This window comes from Kitasatospora sp. NPDC002965, assembly GCF_040611255.1.
Taxonomy (GTDB): domain Bacteria; phylum Actinomycetota; class Actinomycetes; order Streptomycetales; family Streptomycetaceae; genus Kitasatospora.
Window position 1 is genome coordinate 20,938 of the sequence record NZ_JBEXNT010000034.1, and the last position, 20,137, is coordinate 41,074.

18 protein-coding genes are annotated in these 20,137 nt (G+C 74.4%); 15 read left to right on the top strand and 3 right to left on the bottom strand.

The annotated features are described in order from the left end of the window. Nucleotides 1-34: 34 nt before the first annotated feature. The 9 genes from ABZY91_RS16140 (at nt 35) to ABZY91_RS16180 (ending at nt 12,219) form a co-directional block, all read left to right on the top strand. Nucleotides 35-736 carry a TetR family transcriptional regulator gene (locus ABZY91_RS16140; protein ID WP_355402878.1) on the top strand — a complete coding sequence of 234 codons (702 nt, stop codon included), beginning with the start codon at nt 35-37 and terminating at the stop codon, nt 734-736. Nucleotides 737-888: 152 nt separating this feature from the next. Next, on the top strand, nt 889-2,217 hold the full coding sequence (locus ABZY91_RS16145) for a sensor histidine kinase (RefSeq protein ID WP_355402880.1): 1,329 nt from the start codon (nt 889-891) through the stop codon (nt 2,215-2,217). Nucleotides 2,218-2,249: 32 nt separating this feature from the next. Then, nucleotides 2,250-2,924: a response regulator transcription factor gene (locus tag ABZY91_RS16150; RefSeq protein ID WP_329878974.1), complete on the top strand. Its 675-nt coding sequence runs from the start codon at nt 2,250-2,252 to the stop codon at nt 2,922-2,924. 145 nt (nt 2,925-3,069) lie between these two features. Continuing rightward, on the top strand, nt 3,070-4,263 hold the full coding sequence (locus tag ABZY91_RS16155) for an alpha/beta hydrolase (RefSeq protein ID WP_355402882.1): 1,194 nt from the start codon (nt 3,070-3,072) through the stop codon (nt 4,261-4,263). A 158-nt stretch (nt 4,264-4,421) separates the two neighbouring features. Beyond that, nucleotides 4,422-5,657: an acyltransferase gene (locus tag ABZY91_RS16160; protein WP_355402884.1), complete on the top strand. Its 1,236-nt coding sequence runs from the start codon at nt 4,422-4,424 to the stop codon at nt 5,655-5,657. 335 nt (nt 5,658-5,992) lie between these two features. Beyond that, nucleotides 5,993-7,930, top strand: coding sequence for a galactose oxidase early set domain-containing protein (locus tag ABZY91_RS16165; RefSeq protein WP_355402886.1), 1,938 nt, complete (start codon nt 5,993-5,995; stop codon nt 7,928-7,930). A 39-nt stretch (nt 7,931-7,969) separates the two neighbouring features. Beyond that, entirely contained in the window at nt 7,970-10,330 is a 2,361-nt protein-coding gene (locus ABZY91_RS16170) for a Dyp-type peroxidase (protein WP_355402888.1), read from the top strand. A 97-nt stretch (nt 10,331-10,427) separates the two neighbouring features. Continuing rightward, the gene (locus tag ABZY91_RS16175) at nt 10,428-10,835 is read left to right on the top strand and encodes an MmcQ/YjbR family DNA-binding protein (RefSeq protein ID WP_329878979.1); all 408 of its coding nucleotides are present in this window, start codon (nt 10,428-10,430) and stop codon (nt 10,833-10,835) included. Nucleotides 10,836-11,007: 172 nt separating this feature from the next. Next, the gene (locus ABZY91_RS16180; protein WP_355402890.1) at nt 11,008-12,219 is read left to right on the top strand and encodes an alpha/beta hydrolase; all 1,212 of its coding nucleotides are present in this window, start codon (nt 11,008-11,010) and stop codon (nt 12,217-12,219) included. Between the two features lie 50 nt (nt 12,220-12,269). On the opposite strand, the gene ABZY91_RS16185 is transcribed toward ABZY91_RS16180, so the two are convergent. Then, nucleotides 12,270-13,247, bottom strand: coding sequence for a WYL domain-containing protein (locus ABZY91_RS16185; RefSeq protein WP_329878981.1), 978 nt, complete (start codon nt 13,245-13,247; stop codon nt 12,270-12,272). Between the two features lie 99 nt (nt 13,248-13,346). Between ABZY91_RS16185 and ABZY91_RS16190 the strand changes: the two genes are divergently transcribed. Beyond that, nucleotides 13,347-13,922, top strand: a complete 576-nt coding sequence (locus tag ABZY91_RS16190) for a TIGR03086 family metal-binding protein (protein WP_355402892.1) — start codon at nt 13,347-13,349, stop codon at nt 13,920-13,922. 85 nt (nt 13,923-14,007) lie between these two features. Here the strand turns inward: ABZY91_RS16190 and ABZY91_RS16195 are convergent, their stop codons facing one another. Next, complete coding sequence (locus ABZY91_RS16195) at nt 14,008-14,469, bottom strand: MerR family transcriptional regulator (protein ID WP_355402894.1); 462 nt, start codon at nt 14,467-14,469, stop codon at nt 14,008-14,010. Between the two features lie 108 nt (nt 14,470-14,577). On the opposite strand from ABZY91_RS16195, the gene ABZY91_RS16200 reads away from it, so the two are divergent. Continuing rightward, nucleotides 14,578-15,405: a serine hydrolase domain-containing protein gene (locus ABZY91_RS16200; RefSeq protein WP_329951537.1), complete on the top strand. Its 828-nt coding sequence runs from the start codon at nt 14,578-14,580 to the stop codon at nt 15,403-15,405. A gap of 59 nt (nt 15,406-15,464) precedes the next feature. Here ABZY91_RS16200 and ABZY91_RS16205 read toward each other — a convergent pair whose 3' ends face one another. Further along, nucleotides 15,465-16,241, bottom strand: a complete 777-nt coding sequence (locus ABZY91_RS16205; protein ID WP_329878985.1) for a pirin family protein — start codon at nt 16,239-16,241, stop codon at nt 15,465-15,467. A gap of 264 nt (nt 16,242-16,505) precedes the next feature. Here ABZY91_RS16205 and ABZY91_RS16210 point away from each other — a divergent pair, with 264 nt between their 5' ends. The 4 genes from ABZY91_RS16210 (at nt 16,506) to ABZY91_RS16225 (ending at nt 20,117) form a co-directional block, all read left to right on the top strand. After that, entirely contained in the window at nt 16,506-17,702 is a 1,197-nt protein-coding gene (locus tag ABZY91_RS16210) for a helix-turn-helix domain-containing protein (RefSeq protein ID WP_329879032.1), read from the top strand. 90 nt (nt 17,703-17,792) lie between these two features. After that, nucleotides 17,793-18,764, top strand: coding sequence for an ACP S-malonyltransferase (locus ABZY91_RS16215; RefSeq protein ID WP_329878986.1), 972 nt, complete (start codon nt 17,793-17,795; stop codon nt 18,762-18,764). Further along, nucleotides 18,761-19,795 carry a beta-ketoacyl-ACP synthase III gene (locus ABZY91_RS16220; RefSeq protein WP_355402897.1) on the top strand — a complete coding sequence of 345 codons (1,035 nt, stop codon included), beginning with the start codon at nt 18,761-18,763 and terminating at the stop codon, nt 19,793-19,795. The genes ABZY91_RS16215 and ABZY91_RS16220 overlap by 4 nt, the downstream gene beginning before the upstream one ends. Nucleotides 19,796-19,874: 79 nt before the next feature. After that, the gene (locus ABZY91_RS16225; protein ID WP_030310143.1) at nt 19,875-20,117 is read left to right on the top strand and encodes an acyl carrier protein; all 243 of its coding nucleotides are present in this window, start codon (nt 19,875-19,877) and stop codon (nt 20,115-20,117) included. Nucleotides 20,118-20,137 lie beyond the last annotated feature (20 nt).

A 20,137-nucleotide genomic window follows, 5' to 3' on the forward strand; every position in this document is an offset into this window, starting at 1 on the left:
CCCAGCCGCGTCACCGTCCGGAGGACACCCCGCCATGGCCGCTCAGCCCGCACTCCCCGCCACCGCCCGGGCCGGCCGGGCTCCCGGCGACCCGGAGCCGGAGCCCGGCCCGGGACTGCGCGAGCGCAAGAAACGGCGCACCCGGGACGCACTGATCGAGGCGGCCCACCAGCTCTTCCTCAGCCAGGGCTTCGCCCGGACCACCGTCGACGAGATCGCCGCCGCCGTCGACGTCTCGCAGCGCACCTTCTTCCGGTACTTCGCCAACAAGGACGAGGTCGCCCTCGCCGTCCTCGCCGACGCCGAGGACTACTTCATCGACCGGCTCCGGAACCGGCCCGCCGACGAGAACCCGCTGCAGGCACTGCGCGCCGCGATCGTCGAGTCCTGGCGCGAGCTCGGCTCCCCGGACCGCACCGGACCCGGCTCGGTGACCAGCGCGCTGGAGCTGATCCGGATGATCGAGGACACCCCCACCCTGCTCGCCGCGCACCTGCGCCGGGTCACCGACCAGGAACGGGTGGTCACCCGGGTGATCGCCGAGCGCGAGAACCTCGACCCCGCCGAGGACCTGCGGCCCGCCGTGATGGCAGCCGTCTTCGGCAGCGTGCTGCGCGCCGCCCACCTGTCCTGGACCGCCGACCAGGAGGTCGACGGCCCGGAGGGCATGATCGCCCTGATCGGCCGCCACTTCGACCAGCTCGGCCCCGCCCTGGCCGGCGACTGGCGGCACTGAGAACCGGCCCCGGCCGCACCGGGACCGCACCGGGACCGCACCGGGGTCGCACCTGGTCATACCGGGGTACTACTCCCGGCCCCGGCAGGGCCCGAAAGGTCTGCCCACGGTCCGACGACGGGCGGGTGGCGCGACTCCTAGGCTGGCCCGCGATGAAGACGCTCAGCAAGGCCTCCGCCCGGGCCCACGCCCTCCGCCTGCTCGGAACACTCCGGCACAACCTCAGCACGCCCACCGGCGGGCACACCCCCCTGCTCGGGGAATCCCCGCGCGCCTGGGTGCGACGGCTGCCGTACGTGGTCGCCCTCCTCCTCCAGGCCTCGCTGATCCCCACCGGCATCACCGTCCTGACCGGCTCCTACGACCTGGTCCTGCCCGTCGCCGCCGCACTCACCGTCGCCCAGACCGCCCCGCTGGTGCTGGCGGTCGCCCGGCCGCTGCCCGCCTGGTGGATCAGCGCGGGCGCCCTCGTCGCCACCGCCGCCGTCACCGCGCGCCACGACCACACCGGCGGCACCTGGCCGTGGACGGCGCCGATGATCCTGGCCTACCTCTTCCTGCTGATCGCGCTCGCCCTGCGGGAGAGCCGGGCCACCCTGGTCTCGGTCTGGGTCGCCACCGTGCTGCTCACCGGCCTCACCCTCACCCTCGGCCTGCCGCGCGGCGGCGACGGCACCACCGTGCTGCTGGTCGCGCTCAGCGGCGCCGTCCTGCTGCTCGGCTGGTCGGTCCGGGACCGGGCCGAGGCCCGGCGGCTGCTCGTCGTGCAGGAGCACATCAGCGAGGCCGAACGCGAACGGCGGACCCTGCTGGAGGAGCGCGCCCGGATCGCCCGGGAGCTGCACGACGTGGTCGCCCACCACATGTCGGTGATCGCCGTGCAGGCGGCCAGCGCGCCGTACCGGATACCCGGCGTCCCGGCCGACGCCGCCGAGGAGTTCACCGCGATCGCCGGCACCGCGCGCGAGTCGCTGGCGGAGATGCGACGGCTGCTCGGCGTGCTGCGCAGCGAGGATTCGGGCGCCGAGAGGGCGCCGCAGCCGGGTGTCGGCCAGCTCGTCCAGCTGGTCGAGACGGTCCGCCGGGCGGGGGTGGCGGCCGAGCTGACGGTCGACCCGGAACTCGCCGACGCGCTGCCGCCCGCCGTCGACCTCTCCGTCTACCGGATCGTCCAGGAGGCACTGGCCAACGTGGTCCGGCACGCCCCGGGCGCCGGCGCCTGGGTCTCGCTGACCGCCACGGACGCGTCCCTGCTGGTCACGGTGGTGAACGCGGCCCCGCCCGAGCGGGCGGAGTCGCTGGAGGCCTCGGTCGAGGGCACCGGCCAGGGACTGGTCGGGATGCGCGAGCGGGTCCGGCTGCTGGACGGCCGGCTGGACACCGGGCCGCTGCCGGACGGCGGCTTCAAGGTGGCCGCCGTCCTGCCCCTCGACGGCCTGACGGATACTCGGTCCGCCGGCACTGCGCCGGCCCAGCCGTAGGACCGGCTGCACGACGACCGGAAGAGCACCGCATGACCATCCGCGTGATCATCGTCGACGACCAGGCGATGGTGCGGGCGGGTTTCGCCGCCCTGCTCAACGCCCAGAGCGACATCGACGTGGTGGGCGACGCGGCGGACGGCGCGCAGGCCCTGGAGGTGACCGGCCGGACCCATCCCGACGTGGTGCTGATGGACGTCCGGATGCCCGTGATGGACGGGCTGGAGGCGGCCCGCCGCCTGCTCGCCCCGGCCGTGCCCGGCGCGCACCGCCCGAAGGTCCTGATGCTCACCACCTTCGACGTCGACGACTACGTCTACGAGGCGCTGCGGGCCGGGGCGAGCGGCTTCCTGCTGAAGGACGCGCCCCCGGCCGACCTGATCGCGGCCGTCCGGGTGGTCGCGGCCGGCGAGGCACTGCTCGCCCCCTCGGTGACCCGGCGGCTGATCGAGGACTTCGCCCGGACCAGGCCGGCCAAGCGCCGCGACCCGAAGCTGCGGCTCAACGGACTGACCCCGCGTGAGACCGAGGTACTGGAGCTGATCGCCCGCGGCCTCTCCAACCAGGAGATCGCCGCCCGGCTGGTGCTCGCCGAACAGACCGTCAAGACCCACATCGGCCGCATCCTGGCCAAGCTCGACCTGCGCGACCGCGCCCAGGCGGTCGTCCTCGCCTACGAGTCCGGCCTGGTGACGCCCGGCCAGTAGGGTCCGCCCCCGCCCCGTGGTGGGGAAAACCTCAGTGATACCCGGGTAGCACCCGGGAGTTGGCCCTGCGGAGTGACGTCCGCAGGGCCGTCGCGTTCCTACCGTCCTCCCCGTCGACGTCGAACGGACGAGGGAGAGAACGGACATGCGGCAGCAGCCAAGCCAGCAGCCCGGCCAGGGGCGTACCCGGCAGCGCGCCGAGCGGAGGCCCCGGCGGATCCGGCGGACGGTCGCCGCCGCCGGGCTGGCACTGGCCGCCGTCCTCGGCGCGGGCGGCTGGGCCGCCGCCGACGGCCAGCAGGCCGTGACCGGCCCCCCGCCCGGCACCGCCGCCTGGGTCGCGGACACCACGCTCGGACTCCGGCTGCCCGACCCGGCCACCGCCGCCCCGGCCGAGGTGGCCGCCTTCTTCGACCGGCTGCCGGCCGCGGCCCGGGAGTCGCTGACCGTCCGCCACCCGCTGGTGGTCGGCAACCTGGACGGCGCGCCGGTCCGGCTCCGCTACCGGGCCAACGAGGCGGCGCTCGCCGAGGAGCTCGGGCGTGAACTGGCCCGCGCCACCGACCCGTCGCTCACCCCGCAGGACCACACCGCCGCCCGGGAGCGCGCCGCGCGGTACCGCACGCTGCTCGACGGGGCGCGGGACGGCGGCCGCCGGTTCCTCGCCTTCGACCCGCGCGGCCGGGGCCAGATCGCCGAGGTGTACGGCGACCTGGCCACCGCCCCCCGGACGGCGGTCGTCGTCCCCGGCTCCGACATCGACCTGCGCACCTTCGACCGCGCCGGTGACCCGTACGGCACCCCGGCCGGCATGGCCCGAGCGCTGCACGGGGCGACCGGCGGGGGTACGGCCGTGATCGCCTGGGCCGGCTACACCACTCCGGTCGGGGTGGGCCCGGACGCCGCCACCGAGACGCTGGCCGAGGCCGGCGCCGGGCGGCTGGGCCGGCTGCTCGACGGACTCGCCGTCACCACCCGCCCGGACGCGCCGGCCACGGTGTTCTGCCACAGCTACGGCTCGGTGGTCTGCGGGCTGGCCCGGCCGGGCCCGGAACAGGCCTCGGGGGTGGTGGTCCTCGCCTCGCCGGGCCTGGGGGTCGACTCGGCCGCCGACCTCGACCCGCGGGTGCCGCTCTGGGCGGTCGAGCGGAACGACTCGGACTGGATCGGCCACGTGCCGTACGTCCGGTTCCTCGGTCTCGGTCACGGCGCCGATCCGACCGGGCCGGAATTCGGCGCCCGCCCGCTGCCGGCCACCGGCGCACACGGCCACACCGGCTACTTCGCGCCGGGCACCGCCTCGCTGGCCGCCTTCACCGCCGTCGCACTCGGCCGCTGACCCGGGCCGACCGCACCCGGCCGACCGCACCGGCCGCCGACCCCGGCCGCCGACCGCCGACCGCCGCCCGCACGTGCAACCGCACCGCCGCCGCCCGCACCCGGGCCGCCGCGCCGCCACCCCGCCCCTTCGCCACACCCGCGAACGGAGACCCCGTCATGCCCAGCCCGCTCACCGCCCTGCGCCGGGCCGCCCACCAGGTGGACACCCGCACCCCCGAGACCCGCGACCGGGCCCTCGACGGCCTGCGCGCCCTCGCCCTGCTCGCCGTACCGGTCGGCCACTGGCTGCTCGGCGGCTTCACCCTCTCCTCCGACGGCGCGCTGCACAACGCCAGCCCGCTCTCCTCCCCCGCGCTCGGGTTCTTCGCACCGGCCAGCTGGATGCTCCAGATGCTCGGCGTGTTCTTCCTGGTCGGCGGCCACTCCGCGGTGCACTCGCTGGAGCGGGCCCGCGCCAAGGGCGTGGGCAACGCCCGCTGGCTGCGCGGCCGGGCCGTCCGGCTGCTCCGCCCGGTGCTCGGGGTGACGGCCGTCTGGGCGCTGCTGATCCCGGTGCTGCGGCACCTCGGCGTCCCCGCCGACACCGTCCGGACCGGGTCGACGCTGGTGGTGCAGCCCCTCTGGTACATCGGCGTCTACCTGGGCCTGACCGCGCTCACCCCGCTCTGCGTGGCCGCCGCCCGGCGGCTGGGCGGCTGGTCGGCGGGCGTCCTCCTGGCCGCCGTCGCCGTGGTCGACCTGCTCCGGTACGGGCCGTGGGCCGAGGCGGTGCCGTCCTGGGTCGGGCTGCTGAACATCCTGCCGGGCTGGCTCTTCGGCTACCAGCTCGGTGTGCTCTGGGCGCGCGGCCGGCTGGGCCGTCCGGCCGGCCGTCTGCTGCTGCTCGGCGGCGGCGCGCTGTTCGCCGCGCTGCTGCTGTTCTGGCACTACCCGGCCAGCATGGTCGGGGTGCCGGGCGCCGAGCGGACCAACTCCCACCCGCCGTCCCTGCTGGTGCTGGCACTGGCCTCGGTGCAGTGCGGCGCCGCGGTGCTGCTGCGCGAGCGGCTCGGCCGGCTGCTGACCCGGCGTCCGCTGCTCTGGCTGCCGGTGGTGGCGGTCAACCTGTCGGCGATGACGATCTTCTGCTGGCACCAGAGCGCCATGCTGGCCGTCGCGGTGCCCGGCGCGGCCGTCCTGGGCGAGGTGCCGGGGCTGACCGTGGCGCCGGACTCGCTCGGCTGGGTGGCCGTCCGGCTGGCGCTGCTGCCACTGTTCGGGGCCGCGCTGATCGGGATCGGGTGGTTCACCCGGCGGTTCGACGGACCGTGGACGGCCTTCTCCCGGCCCGTCAAGGCGGTGGCCGGAGCAGGGGCGGCGTTCTTCGCCGCGTACGCGCTGGGCGTGGTCTGAACGCCCCGGCGGTCGGAGCGAGGGCGGGGCGTGGGCCGGGGCGGTCCACGCCCCGCTCGTGTGCCCGCCACCGCGCCGGACCGGTCGTTCCACGCCGTCCGGTGCCGCCCCGCGCCGGCCCGCTCCGCCCGCAGCCGACGCGCCGTCACCCACTTGCGACACGCACACGCCGAACGCAGTGCATCCGCATGCGAACCACCACGCACTGTGATGTTCTGTGACGGTCGGCGACCATTCGTGCGCCCGCGACCGCCACGGCCGTCCCCCCGCGCCGTTCGCCCCCGATGCCCCGCTGTCCCCCTCACTCCTTACCTCCCACGTTTTCGAGGAGTTCCATGTCCCTGTCCCCGCCGCGGCCCACCGGCCGGCCGCGGACCCGCCGGCGGCTCTGCGCCGCCGTCGCCACCGCCGTGGTCTGCGCGCTGACCACCGGCACCGTCCTGACCGCCGCCGGCCCGGCCGCCGCCCTGGTCGGCACCCACGGCTCCGGCCACCACGACCCGGCCGGCGCCGACGCCCCGGCCGGTACCGCCCCGCGCATCACCGACCCCCGCGTGCAGGCCGAACTGCGGGACGACGAGGTCGCCGCGCTCGGCCAGGAGCACGCCGAGGAGCACGCCGGTGCGCGGGCGGCCATGCGCGGCGTCGGCGAGTACCCGCAGACCACCCGCACCAACCGGCTCAAGGCCCTGACGGACTCCCAGGCAACCCTCAACGCCGCCTTCGACCCGGCCGTCTTCGGCGCCTTCAAGGCGTACTTCCCGTCCCCCGACTTCGCCGCCCACATCGCCATGCTGCCGACCGGCAAGGTGCTGCTGTTCTCCTTCGAACGGATCGAGACCAACCCGGAGAAGGAACCCGCCCCCACCCAGACCATCGGCAAGGAGAACGCCGGGCGCGCCTACCTCTGGGACCCGGCCAAGGGCTCCGGCGCCGATTCGTTCACCAAGGTCACCCCGCCGGTGATCGACATGCCGGACGGCCTCGGCGAGCTGCGCCCGGCGCCGTTCTTCTGCGCCGGCCACTCCTTCCTCCCCAACGGCATGCTCGGCGTCTTCGGCGGCAACCTCGGTGGGAACGGCGGCACCGGCGCCAAGCTGTCGCTGATCTTCGACCCCTGGACCGAGACCTGGACCCGCAACCCCGACATGTCGGTCGGCCGCTGGTACCCGTCGGTGGTCACCGGCGCGGACGGCCGGCAGCTGATCATGTCCGGCCAGTCCGAGCTGGGCTGGGGCACCCCGACACCGGTGGTCGAGCGGTTCCCGGCCAAGTCCTACCCGGTGCCCTCCCTCAAGACCGACACCCCGAGGAACACCCCGGTCGACCGCTTCAAGGCCGACGCCCCGTTCAGCCTGGACTACCCGCACCTGTTCTCGCTGCGCGACGGCAACGTCTACGCCTTCGGCCGCCACCCGGACGAGCAGTGGGTCTTCGACCCGGTCAACGAGACCCGCCGCGACCTCCTCGCCCGCCCGGACGGCCGCAAGCGCGGCTACGGCTCGGCCGTCCCCCTCCCCGGCGGCCCCAACGGCCCGGAGGCCACGCTGTTCCTCGGCGGCGACCGGGACAACCCGAGCACCCTGCGCTTCTCCAACGGCAACTGGACCGCCGAGAAGTCCCGCGCCTTCGGCCGCACCCAGGACGACACCCTGCTGCTCCCCAACGGCACGCTGCTGACGGTCAACGGCGCCTACGACATCCGCGACTACGGCAACGGCCCGTACAACCCGAACGCCGACCTCAAGTACCGGCAGACGGAACTGCGCGACGCCCAGGGCAACTGGAAGCTCGGCCCGGTCCAGCGGCTGCCGCGCGGCTACCACTCCAACGCCGTGGTGCTCCCGGACGGCCGCATCATGGTGACCGGCGACGAGCTCCAGCAGCTCGCCAACGACCCGGACATCACGGACAACATGAACGGCAGCATCGAGATCTACGAGCCCGCCTACCTCCACCAGGGCAACCGCCCGTCGATCGACCGGGCCCCGACCACGGCGGTCGGCTACGACAAGAACTTCCTCGTCACCACCACCACGCCCGGACTCGTCTCCAAGGCCGTGCTGCTCTCGCCCACCACCGCGACCCACTCGGTCAACACCAGCCAGCGCCACCTCGAACTGCGGGTCACCAGCCGGGCCGGCAACCGTCTGGAGCTCCAGGCCCCGCCGGACGCCAAGGCGGCGCCGCCCGGCTGGTACATGCTCTTCCTGCTCAACGACCAGGGCGTGCCCTCCGTCGCCAAGTGGGTGCAGCTCAGCTCCTCGGCCTGACCCGACGACCTCCCACGCGCGACGAGGAGAACAACCCCCATGACCACGGCAACGGATCTGAGACTTCGCGAGAGCGACGAGATCCAGGGCGACATCGTCGCCGGCTTCAAGAAGGACAACGTCACCCTGCTGTTCCTCAAGTTCGAGGACGCCGCCCGGGCCCGCGACTGGCTGCGCCGGCTCGCCCCGCAGATCGCCACCACCCGCCAGGTCGCCGGCTTCAACGCGGCCTTCAGCGAGGCCCGCAAGTCCTCGGGCGGCGACGACCCCCGGACGCTCCGGGCCACCTGGCTGGGCCTCAGCCTGACCTACGAGGGCATGCGTCAGCTCTCCGCGACCGACCCGTTCCCGCAAGGAGCGCCGCCCGGCACCGGCCTGGAGGCGTTCAAGGAGGGCTCGGCCAAGCGGGCCGGCGCGCTCGGCGACACCGGCGACAACTCCCCGGAGAACTGGCTGTTCGGGAACGGGAAGAGCCAGCCGGTGCACGCGGTGCTGACGATCGCCTCGGACACCGAGGAGGACCTGAGGACCACCGTCGAGGCGCAGCGCGAGGCCGCCGCCACCGACCGGATCGTGATCGTGTTCCAGCAGAACGCCCAGACCCTGAAGGGCAGCCGCCGCGGCAAGGAGCACTTCGGTTTCAAGGACGGCATCAGCGAGCCCGGCGTCCGCTTCTTCGACCAGCCCGACCCGAACCGGCCCGAGGAGGTCCAGGGACACCCGGGCACCCGGATCGTCCCGGCCGGCGAGTTCGTCGTCGGCGAGCAGCCGGCCCCCGGCAGCGCCACCGAGTTCCCCGAGTGGGCCCGCAACGGCTCCTTCCAGGTGGTCCGCCGGCTGTCCCAGGACGTGCCCGGCTGGTGGGCCCAGGTCTCGGTCAAGCTGAAGGAGCTCAAGCAGGCCAAGGCCGTCCCGGAGTCCGCCACCGCCGAGTGGCTGGCCGCCCGGCTGGTCGGCCGCTGGCGCTCCGGCGCGCCGGTCTGCAAGCACCAGGACCGGGACGTCCCGAACGACCCGGCGGCCTCGTCCGACAACGACTTCGACTTCCGGGACGACCTGGAGGGCCTGGCCACCCCGCTCTTCTCCCACCTGCGCAAGACCAGCCCGCGGGCCGGCCTGCAGGCGCCCGACCCGAGCGTGCCGCCGCTCGACGCCCGGGACCTGGACGGCCGGCGGATCATCCGGCGCGGCGCGCCGTACGGGTACCCGTTCGACCCGGCCTCCGAGGGCCCGGGCGGTCCGGACGACCCGCGCGGCCTGCTCTTCGTCTGCTACCAGGCCGACATCGCCCGGCAGTTCGAGTTCATCCAGGCCGACTGGATGGACCAGCCGGACTTCCCGCCCGGCCGCCACCCGGAGCCCGGCAAGGACCCGGTGACCCAGCAGGCCGACCAGGTCGACTTCGAGAGCCGCGGCTCGGACGGCGCGGTCAGGCACACGCCCCTGAGCTTCCAGCAGTTCGTCCAGACCCAGGGCTCGGTCTACGCCTTCGCGCCGTCGATCAGCACCCTGAAGGCGCTCTGCGACGGGCGGCTCACCGGCCAGGGCCAGCAGGGCCAGAACCAGGGCAGCACCCAGGGCCAGCAGGGCCAGGGCGGCACCCAGACCCAGTACCAGCAGGGCCAGCAGGGCGGCCAGACCTCCCCGCAGTCCGGCCGGGCGTACCCGTGCGACGAGATCGTCGCCGTCCCGGACCGGTGGCGGCGCGGCGGGCAGAGCGAGTTCTGGGTCTGCCACGGCGACCGGTACCGGAAGATCTCGGTCTCCGACGGCACCGGCGCCGACCGGGTGGTCAAGGGCGACGGCCGGCTGAGCGGCCACTCCTGTCTCCAGGGCATCGCCCGGCTCGACTGCGTGCTGCCGATGCCCGACCTGCAGAACCCCGGCGGCAAGAGCTGGTACTGGGTGTTCCACAGCAGCGGCGGACGCCAGCAGTACCGGGCCGTCTCGCTCACCTGCGGCAGCACCCACGCCGGCACGCTGGAGCGGCCGGACCGCGACCTCACCTCCTGGGGCTCGCTGAAGGGCGTCGGCCAGGTCGACTGCTTCCTCCCGGTGCCCGACCAGCAGCGGGTCAGCGGGAAGAGCTGGTACTGGGTGTTCCACACCACCGGCGGGCGCCAGCAGTACCGGCTGATCTCGGTGGCCGACGGCGCCGCGCACACCGACGTGCTGGAGCGCACCGACCGCGAACTCTCCCAGTGGGGCTCGCTGAACGGCGTCGGCAAGGTGGACTGCTTCCTCCCGGTGCCCGACCAGCAGCGGGTCGGCGGCAAGAGCGAGTACTGGGTGTTCCACGGCGACACCTACCGCCGGATCTCGGTGGCCGACGGCAGCGGCCACCCGGACCGCCTGGTCGGCGGCGACCGTTCCTGCTCCGGCTGGAACTCGCTGAGCTGACCCGGGCCGCCCCTCCCGGGCTGCCGTCCCGCCCGCCCCCCGGCGCCCACCCGGCGCCGGGGGGCGGACTGTCGTACCCCTGCCCTACTCTGCGGCCATGGTGACCTTCGACGAGTTCCGGGCGATGGCCCTCGCCCTGCCGCAGGCGACGCAGCAGCCCACGTGGGAGACCGAGACCCTCCGGGTGGACTCGAAGATCTTCGCGATGGGCTCCCCGGACGGCGACTCCGTCACCGTCAAGGCCTCCCGGGAGGACCAGGCCGAGCTGCTCGCCGCCGAGCCGGAGGTCTTCTCCAGCGCCCCGTACGTCGGGCGGCACGGCTGGGTGAGCGTCCGGCTGGACCTGGTCGACCGGGACGAGCTGCGGGACCTGCTGACCGAGGCCTGGCGGCGCGCCGCGCCCAAGCGGCTGGTCCGGGAGTTCGGCGCCGGGCCGGAGTCCGGACCGGCGGAGCCGGCGCGGGCGAAGGGGAGGCCGAAGTCGACGGGCGGGGGCGACGCATAGCCTGAACGAGTGACGCCCGTCCGGTCATCTCCGGTTCATGTGATCCATCCCACAGTTTAAGGTGCACCCACTCCTCTCCCGGGCCCCTAGGCTTGCGCTGGAAGTTGGCAGTCGTACCACCCTTCGGGCCCCGCCCGCGGATCGGTGACGGGACTCTCAGGGAGTTGAGGCGATGCGCCGTCGGCGGTGGAAGCATGTCCTGATCGGTGCCTTCGCGGGCTGCGCGGTACTCGCCGACGCGGGCGCGGCGGCAGCGCAAGCCGCTGCCGCCACCGAACAGTTGGCCATCTCCACACCACCGGCCGGCAGTCTCGCCTGGGTCGAGGACCACTCCTACGGGCACGACCTGCCCGACCCGGCCACCACCACTGCGGCCACCGCGGCCGAGTTCTTCGCCGGGCTCGGCCAGGCCGAGCTGAACCGGCTGGTCGCGGCGTACCCGCTGGTGGTCGGCAACTTCGACGGCGCCCCGCTCGCCCTGCGCTACCGGGCCAACCGGGTGGCACTGGCCGCCGAGCGCGACCGTGCCCGGGCCCGCGCCGCCGACCCGGACCTCGACTCCGACCTGCACGCGCTGGCGGTCTCCCGCGCCAACGACGTCGAGAGCCTGCTCGCCCCCGAGCGGCAGATCCTCGCCTTCGACCCGCGCGGCCGCGGCCTGCTGACCGAGGTCTGGGGCGACCTCGCCTCGGCCGACCGGGTCTCGGTGATCGTCCCCGGCTCGGACGCCGACCTCGGCCACTTCGACCAGGCGGTCGAGCCGCTCCGCTCCCCCGCCGGGATGGCCCGCGCGCTGTACGCGGAGGAGCACCGGCAGTCCCCGGGCGCCCGGACCGCGGTGGTCGCGTGGACCGGTTACGTCACGCCGTCCGGCCTCGGCCCGGACGCCGTCACCTCCCGGCTCGCCGACGTCGGGGCGCCGCGACTGCGGCGACTGCTCGCCGGGCTCCGGGAGACGACCCGGCCGGAGGCCCCGCCCGCGCTGTTCTGCCACTCCTACGGATCGGTGGTCTGCGGCACCGCCGCGCCCGACATCCCCCGGGCCGCCGCCTCACCCTCCGACACCTCCGGGATCACCGACGTCGTGGTGTTCGGCTCCCCCGGCATGGGTGTGGAGAGCACCTCGGAGCTGGGCGCCGGAGTGCACGTCTGGGCCACCCGCAACGAGAGCGACTGGATCGGCAACGTGCCGTACCTGGAGTTCGGCGGGCTCGGCCACGGCGCCGACCCGACCTCGGCGGACTTCGGCTCCGAGCACGTGTCCTCGGCCCGCTCAGCCGGTCACAACGGCTACTTCACCCCCGACACCGACAGCCTGCACAACTTCGCGGCCGTCGCGCTCGGCGACTACCAGAACGTGGTCCGCCCGACGGCCGGCGCCTGACGGCGGTCGGGGTGATCGCGGCCGGCGGGACGATCGCGGCCACGGGTCCGTCAGCGCGCGTCCACGTAGAGCCGGACCGCCTCCGCGGCCGCCCTCGCCATCTCCCGGCGGGCGGCCGGCGGGGAGAGCACCTCGGCGTCCGCGCCGAAGGCGAGCAGCGCACGGACGGCCGGCAGCGACTGGAAGCCCAGCCCGAGCTCGACCCAGTCCTCCGGCGCCCCGCCGCCGGACTCGGGCGGCGGGGCGGCCAGCCGCCCGCCGTGGATCCGGACGAACATGTCCAGCCGCCCGCGCCGCACCCGCACCGCGACCTTCACCTCCTTGGGCAGCCGCTCCACCTGCTCCCGCAGCACGCCCCAGACGTCGCCCAGGCCCAGCCCAGGACGGCGGCGCGCCGGCTCCTCGGAGGTCTCGGCGTACAGCACCCGGTCGGCCCGGAACAGCCGCGGCTCGCCCTGCAGATCGGCCACCAGGTACCAGACCGCGGCCTTGCTGACCAGGCCGTACGGGTCGACGGTGTACTCCACCGGCCCGGGGGTGCCGCTGTGCCGGTAGCGCAGCCGCAACCGGCGGTCGGCGAAGACGGCGTACTGCAGCTCGCCGAGATCGGGCCCGGGCGGGGCGCCGGCCTGCAGCCAGCGCGCCGGGTCGACCAGGATGCGTTCGCTGATCCGCTCGGCGCCCGGGCGGTGCGGGGCGGGCAGTGCGGCCATCACCTTGCGCAGGGCCGAACCGAGCGCGCCGTCCAGCCCGAGATCGCTGTGCGCACCCTGGGCGGACAGCACGAACAGGGCACGCGCCTCGTCGGCGGTCAGTCCGCTGACGTCGGTGCGGTAGCCGGGCAGCAGGCTGACGCCGCCGTGCCGGCCGCGCTCGGTGTAGACGGGGACGCCGGCCGTGGAGAGCGCCTCGACGTCGCGGTAGATGGTGCGGACCGACACCTCCAGCCGTTCGGCCAGTTCGGTGGCGGGCACCCGGCCGCGGGTCTGGAGCAGCAGCAGGATCGAGAGCAGGCGGTCGGCCTTCATGGCACGAGGATCGCAGAAATCCTGACGCCGGATGTCAGGTTTTACCGGGAGATTGCCTTCGAGACGAAAAACCCTCCGTACCGATGGAGTTGATCCCGCATGGACACCACCCAGGACCCGCGCCCGCTGTACCTGCTCGCCCTCGGTCAGCTGGAGAAGCTGATCGCCGAAGCCGGCCCGGAGACGCTCGACCGGCCCACCCCGTGCACCGAGTACGACCTGCGGACCCTGCTCGGCCACGTGGTCGGCGGTATCCACCGGTTCGCCTACCTCGGTGAGGGCGGGCGGTCCGAGGACGTCGCGGCGATGACCGGCGACCTGGCCGACGACGCCTGGCCGGCCGCCCTCGACCGGGCCCGGACCCGGGCGACCGCCGCGTGGGCCGAGGACGCCCGGCTGGACCGCTCGACCGCCGCGCCGTGGGGCGAGGTCCCGGGCCGGGCCGCGGTGGGCGGCTACATCCTGGAGACCGTCACCCACAGCTGGGACATCTCCCGGGCGCTCGGCAGCACCGTCCCGCTGGACGAGCGGCTGGCCGAGACCGCCCTGGCGATCGCCGAGGCCGTACTGCCGACCGGCCCGCGCGAGGGCGCCCCGTTCGGCCCGGACCTCCCCGCCCCGGCCGACGCCGATCCGTACACCCGCCTCGCGGCCTTCCTCGGCCGCGAGGTCTGAGCCGCCACCCGCCCCGGCACCCGTGCCAGCGCAGCTGAACCGGCGTACCCCGGGCCGACGGGCCCGGCCGACCGCCGGCCCCGGGCTACCGAACCGGGCCGCTCCCGGCGATCCGCCCGGCGTACAGGTCGATCTTGTGGTCGAGCACGGCCAGGGTCGCGTGCAGGTCCGCGACCTGCTGCCGCACCTCCTCCCGGTGGGCGAGCAGCAGGTCGCGCCGGTCCTCCAGGGTCCGGTCGCCCTCGCGGGCCAGCTCCACGTACCGCAGCATGTCGGCCACCGTCATGCCGGTCAGCCGCAGCCGGCCCAGGAAGGCCAGCCGGTGCAGGTCGGCGTCGTTGTAGCGGCGCTGCCCGGAGGCGGACCGGTCCACCGGGTCCAGCAGGCCGATCCGCTCGTACCAGCGCAGGGTGTGGGCGGTCAGCCCGCTGGCCGCCGCCACCTCGCCGATGGTGTGCCGGGGCGTACGGTCCGGCTCCCCGACCGGCGTGCGGAAGACGTCGGAGCAGGTGCGCGGATCGAGGTCGATCGGTGCGGGCACGGCCATGGTGGAACCCCCGGTGGCGGACGGTGCCGTCGGCGCCGACGGCCTGGACTGCACTCCGGCCAAGCCTGCCATCCCGGCGGCCCGGGCCTCCCCGTTAGAGTCGGGCCCATGGAGAGCTTGCGGAAGATCGAGGACTGGCCGGTGCCGAACGCGGCGGCGGCCGTGGTGCGGGGCGAGGACGGCGCGGTACTGGGCACGTACGGGCCGCAGGACCACCTGTTCCCGCTGGCGTCGGTGACCAAGCTGCTCACCTCGTACGCCGTGCTGGTCGCCGTCGAGGAGGGCGTCTTCGAGCTGGACGACCCGGCCGGGCCGGAGGGCTCGACCGTGCGTCACCTGCTGGCCCACACCTCGGGCCTGGCCTTCGACGAGCACAAGGTGATGGCCGAGCCCGGCAACCGCCGGCTCTACTCCAACGCCGGCTTCGACGTCCTGGCGCAGGCCCTCCAGCAGGCCGCCGGCATCGACTTCGGCCGGTACGCCGCGGAGGCCCTCTTCGAGCCGCTCGGCATGCGCTCGACGCTGATCAACACCGCCCACCGGGCGCCGGCCGGCGCCGGCGGGCTCTCCACCGCCGCCGACCTGGCCCTGTTCGCCGCCGAGCTCCAGTCGCCCAAGCTGCTGGACCCGTCCACGCTGGCCGCCGCCACCCGTGAGGTCGCCTTCCCGGGGACCAGCGGCGTGCTGCCCGGCTTCGGGCACCGGCGTCCGAACGACTGGGGCCTGGGCTTCGAGATCCGCGACGGCAAGGCCCCGCACTGGACCGGCACCGCCAACTCCCCGGCCACTTTCGGCCACTTCGGGCAGTCCGGCACCTTCCTCTGGGTCGACCCGGAGGCCGGCGTCTCCTGCCTCGCGCTCACCGACCGGGACTTCGGGCCGTGGGCCGCCGAGGTCTGGCCGGTGCTCAGCGACGCGGTGCTCGCCGAGCTCTAGGACCCGGACGGCCCCGGACGGGCCGGGCGGAGCCGCCCGCGCCCGCCCGCGCCCGCCCCTCAGCCGTACGAGACCGGCGAGTGCATCTCCCAGAGGAGCAGTTCGGCGCCGCTCTCGCCGGCCGTCGGCGCGGCGAAGGCGTCCCCGGTGATCCGCACGCTGTCGCCCGGCACCATCGAGCGGCCGCCGCCCTGCGGCCCGGGCACCGTGCGGTAGCCGAGCGAACCGGTCGTCAGGTGGGCGTACCGCCAGGCGGCGGCCGGGAGCTCGGGCAGCGGCTGCCACGGCCCTGCCGTCACCAGCCAGAGCGCGGCGTCGCCGCGCCGCAGCCGCAGCGCGTCCGTCCCGGCGTCCCGCGCCAGCCCGGAGGCGAGCAGCGTCAACCCGCCGGTGTCCGGTTCCACCCGGCGCAGCCCGTACGCCGGGGGCGCGTCGAAGGTGTCCGGCTGCAGCCACATCTGCACGAAGCGGACCGGGCCCCCGGCGCCGCCGACGTTCCGCTCGGTGTGGGTGACCCCGGAGCCCGCGCTCAGGTGCTGGACCATGCCGGGGCGGACCACGCCGCCGTGCCCCTCGGAGTCCCGGTGGGCCAGCGCACCCTCCAGCACCCAGGTGAGGATCTCGGTGTCCCGGTGCTTGTGCTCGTCGTACCCGGCACCGGGGGAGAGAAGTTCCTCGTTGCAGGCGAGCAGCGCGCCGAAGTGGGTGTTCCTCGGGTCGTAGTGCCCGGAGAACGAGAAGGCGTGCCTGGTCTCGACGCCCTCGGCGGGGGTGGAGACGTAGCGTTCGGCGGTCCGGCGCAGATCGGCGCGCGGACGGGCGGGAGCGTCGGTCACGGCCCCACCGTAGCGTGGTCCGGGGCGCGTTCCCGGGCGCTCCGGACGGGGTGCCGGCGCCGGTCGGCCCGCGACTGTGACGGTTGCCACCGTGCCGCTCCGCCGGGGGGCGTGCACAAGCAGTCACTCCGGTGAGGCAGTCTTGTCCTTGTGCCAGCCGCCTCCGCGAACTCCAAGAGCGATCCGACCGCCAAGCCCGACAAGAGCGGGAAGGCCCCGACGACCGGCGCCGGGAGGGACCGGCCCGGCCGGGCGGCCCCGCGCCTGACCGCGCAGGAGCGCCGGCTCGCCGCCGAACGTGCGGAGCGCCGCGTCGCGACCCTCAAGCGGCTGGAGAAGTCCTCGGGCAAGCTCGCCTCCGCCGCCATCGCGCGGATGGACGACCAGCTCGGCTGGTACCGGCGGATGCCGCCGGAGCACCGCTCCTGGATCGGCCTGGTCGCCCAGGCCGGCATCGCCGCCTTCACCGAGTGGTACCGCAAGCCGGAGGCCCCACAGGCGATCTCCACCGACGTCTTCGGCACCGCGCCGCGCGAGCTGACCAGGGCGATCACCCTGCGCCAGACGGTCGAGCTGATCCGCACCACGATCGAGGTGATGGAGGAGGCCATCGAGGAGGTCGCCTCCCCCGGCGACGAGGCGGACATGCGCGAGTCGGTTCTGGTCTACGCCCGGGAGATCGCCTTCGCGACCGCCCAGGTGTACGCCCAGGCCGCCGAGGCCCGGGGTGCCTGGGACGCCCGGCTGGAGGCGTTGGTGGTCAACTCGCTGCTCTCCGGGGACGCCGACGAGGGTGTGCTCTCGCGCGCCGCCGCGCTCGGCTGGGGCCAGCCGAGCCAGGTCCGGGTGGTGATGGGCTCGGCTCCGGACGGTGACAGCGAACTCGTGGTCGAGGCGATCCGCCGGGCCGCGCGCTACGCCAAGCTGCACGTGCTGACCGGGGTGCTGGGCAAGCGCCTGGTGGTGGTGGTCGGTGGCGACAAGGAGCCGGTGCACGCGGCCCGGGCGCTGATCGGCCAGTTCGCGGCCGGCCCGGTGGTGGTCGGCCCGACCGTGCCGGACCTGCTGTCGGCGACCCGCTCGGCCCACGCCGCCGCGGCCGGCCTGCGGGCCTGCCCGGCCTGGCCGGACGCACCGCGCCCGGTCCTGGCCGACGACCTGCTGCCGGAGCGGGCGCTGGCCGGCGACCAGGCGGCCCGCCAGCAGCTGGTGGAGGAGATCTACACACCGCTCGACGAAGCCGGGTCGGCACTCCTGGAGACCTTGAGTGTCTACCTGGAGCAGGCGTCCTCGCTGGAGGGCGCCGCCCGGATGCTCTTCGTCCACCCGAACACGGTGCGCTACCGGCTTCGACGTGTGACCGACGTCACGGGCTACGCTCCATCAGACGTTCGTTCGGCCTTCACCCTGCGTATCGCACTGGCGCTGGGGCGGCTCACGGCCTCGGGAGAGTCCGGCTGAGCCCGATGTAGGGACCTTACAATCCGGGATGCTTTTCTTCGTTACCGTCGCCTACCCGCCCCCGGGCGCTCGGCGAGAGAGGGTTGAACCGTGCTCGTAATCGTCGCCCCTGGACAGGGTGCCCAGACCCCCGGTTTCCTCAGCCCCTGGCTGGAGCTCGACGGTGTCGCCGACCGCCTCCGCGGCTGGTCGGAGGTCGCCGGGCTCGACCTGGTGCACGCCGGGACCGAGGCGTCCGCCGAGGAGATCAAGGACACCGCCGTCGCCCAGCCACTGCTGGTGGCCGCCGGCCTGGTGACCGCAGGCGTGCTGTTCCCGGACGGGGACACCGCCACCGCACAGGTCGGCGCGGTGGCCGGCCACAGCGTCGGTGAGATCACCGCCGCCGCCTTCGCCGGCGCGCTGACCCCCCACGACGCACTGACCTTCGTACGCGAACGCAGCCTCGCCATGGCCGAGGCCGCCGCGGCCGTCGAGACCGGGATGGCCGCCCTGCTGGGCGGTGACCCGGAGGTCGTCGCGGCCAAGCTGGCCGAACACGGCCTGACCGCGGCCAACAACAACGGCGGCGGCCAGATCGTCGCGGCCGGCACGCTGCCCCAGCTGGACGCCCTCCGGGCGGACCCGCCGGCCGGAGCGCGACTGGTCGCCCTCAAGGTGGCGGGCGCGTTCCACACCACGCACATGGCGCCGGGTGTCGAGCGGCTGGCCAAGCTGGCGCCGACCCTGCCGGTCGCCGACCCGGGGATCACGTACGTGTCCAACCAGGACGGCGAGGTCGTCGCGGCCGGCGACGAGCTGCTGCGCCGCCTGGTGTCGCAGGTCTCCAACCCGGTCCGCTGGGACCTCTGCATGGAGACCCTGCAGCAACTGGGCGCGACCGCCGTCATCGAGCTCGCCCCGGCGGGCACCCTCACCGGACTGGTCAAGCGCAACCTCAAGGGTGTGGCGTCGCTTGCCCTCAAGACCCCCGCCGACCTGGAGAAGGCCCACGCGCTCATCGCCGAGCACGCCGGCCCGGGCCGGGAGCACAGCGGTCAGGAGCAGGAGCAGCAGGCATGAGCAACACCCCCCAGATCCGTCCGACCACCGGTGCGCAGTACTCGCGCATCCACGGGGTCGGCGGCTACCGCCCGGTCCGGGTGATTCCCAACGCCGAGGTGCTGACCTGGATCGACTCCTCCGACGAGTGGATCCGCACCCGTAGCGGGATCGCCGAGCGCCGTTGGGCCGGCCCGGAGGAGAGCGTCGCCGAGATGTCGGTGCAGGCCGCCGGCAAGGCCATCGCCCAGGCCGGGATCTCCCCCGACCGGATCGGCGCCGTGGTCGTCGCGACCGTCTCGCACCTCAAGCAGACCCCGGCCGTCGCGACCGAGATCGCCGAGCGGCTCGGGTGCGGCACCGCCCCGGCCTTCGACATCTCGGCGGCCTGCGCCGGCTTCGGCTACGGTCTCGGCCTGGCGGACGGCATGGTCCGCGGCGGCAGCGCCGAGTACGTGCTGGTGATCGGCGTGGAGCGGCTCAGCGACCTGACCGACCAGTCGGACCGCTCGACCGCCTTCATCTTCGGTGACGGCGCCGGCGCCGCGGTCGTCGGCCCGTCCGACACGCCCGGCATCGGCAAGGTCATCTGGGGCTCCGACGGCTCGCAGAAGGACGTCATCTCGCAGACCCAGGCCTGGGACACCGCCTTCGCCAAGGAGGGGGCCGTCAACGGCGCGGGCGAGGAGATCAAGTGGCCGGCCCTCCGGATGGAGGGTCAGTCGGTCTTCCGCTGGGCGGTCTGGGAGATGGCCAAGGTGGCCCAGCAGGCGCTGGACGCCGCCGGGATCACCGCCGACCAGCTCGGCGCCTTCATCCCGCACCAGGCCAACATGCGTATCACCGACACCATGATCAAGACCCTGAAGCTCCCGGAGTCCGTGCCGGTCGCCCGCGACATCGCGGAGACCGGCAACACCTCCGCGGCCTCCATCCCCCTGGCGATGGAACGCATGCTGGAGAGCGGCGAGGCCCGTAGCGGCGACCTCGCACTGATCATCGGGTTCGGGGCGGGTCTCGTCTACGCCGCGGCAGTCGTTACGCTCCCCTAGGCGTTTTCGCCCGAACCATCCGCAAACCTGCGTCCGTCCGCCGGGCGGCCGCATTCAACACCGAAGAGGAGCAGCCAGTATGGCTACCAAGGACGAGGTCCTGGAAGGTCTCGCCGAGATCGTCAACGAGATCGCCGGCATCCCGACCGAGGACGTCGAGCTCGACAAGTCCTTCACCGATGACCTGGACGTCGACTCGCTGTCCATGGTCGAGGTCGTCGTGGCCGCCGAAGAGCGCTTCGACGTCAAGATCCCGGACGACGAGGTCAAGAACCTGAAGACCGTCGGCGACGCGGTGAACTACATCCTCACCAACGCCTGAGCGGTCGACTCGTTCGACGC

Excerpts from the sequence above, each read along its gene's own strand:
- ABZY91_RS16140 (WP_355402878.1), top strand. The coding sequence starts at position 35 with ATGGCCGCTCAGCCCGCACTCCCCGCCACCGCCCGGGCCGGCCGGGCT.
- ABZY91_RS16145 (WP_355402880.1), top strand. The coding sequence starts at position 889 with ATGAAGACGCTCAGCAAGGCCTCCGCCCGGGCCCACGCCCTCCGCCTG.
- ABZY91_RS16150 (WP_329878974.1), top strand. The coding sequence starts at position 2,250 with ATGACCATCCGCGTGATCATCGTCGACGACCAGGCGATGGTGCGGGCG.
- ABZY91_RS16155 (WP_355402882.1), top strand. The coding sequence starts at position 3,070 with ATGCGGCAGCAGCCAAGCCAGCAGCCCGGCCAGGGGCGTACCCGGCAG.
- ABZY91_RS16160 (WP_355402884.1), top strand. The coding sequence starts at position 4,422 with ATGCCCAGCCCGCTCACCGCCCTGCGCCGGGCCGCCCACCAGGTGGAC.
- ABZY91_RS16165 (WP_355402886.1), top strand. The coding sequence starts at position 5,993 with ATGTCCCTGTCCCCGCCGCGGCCCACCGGCCGGCCGCGGACCCGCCGG.
- ABZY91_RS16170 (WP_355402888.1), top strand. The coding sequence starts at position 7,970 with ATGACCACGGCAACGGATCTGAGACTTCGCGAGAGCGACGAGATCCAG.
- ABZY91_RS16175 (WP_329878979.1), top strand. The coding sequence starts at position 10,428 with ATGGTGACCTTCGACGAGTTCCGGGCGATGGCCCTCGCCCTGCCGCAG.
- ABZY91_RS16180 (WP_355402890.1), top strand. The coding sequence starts at position 11,008 with ATGCGCCGTCGGCGGTGGAAGCATGTCCTGATCGGTGCCTTCGCGGGC.
- ABZY91_RS16185 (WP_329878981.1), bottom strand. The coding sequence starts at position 13,247 with ATGAAGGCCGACCGCCTGCTCTCGATCCTGCTGCTGCTCCAGACCCGC.
- ABZY91_RS16190 (WP_355402892.1), top strand. The coding sequence starts at position 13,347 with ATGGACACCACCCAGGACCCGCGCCCGCTGTACCTGCTCGCCCTCGGT.
- ABZY91_RS16195 (WP_355402894.1), bottom strand. The coding sequence starts at position 14,469 with ATGGCCGTGCCCGCACCGATCGACCTCGATCCGCGCACCTGCTCCGAC.
- ABZY91_RS16200 (WP_329951537.1), top strand. The coding sequence starts at position 14,578 with ATGGAGAGCTTGCGGAAGATCGAGGACTGGCCGGTGCCGAACGCGGCG.
- ABZY91_RS16220 (WP_355402897.1), top strand. The coding sequence starts at position 18,761 with ATGAGCAACACCCCCCAGATCCGTCCGACCACCGGTGCGCAGTACTCG.
- ABZY91_RS16225 (WP_030310143.1), top strand. The coding sequence starts at position 19,875 with ATGGCTACCAAGGACGAGGTCCTGGAAGGTCTCGCCGAGATCGTCAAC.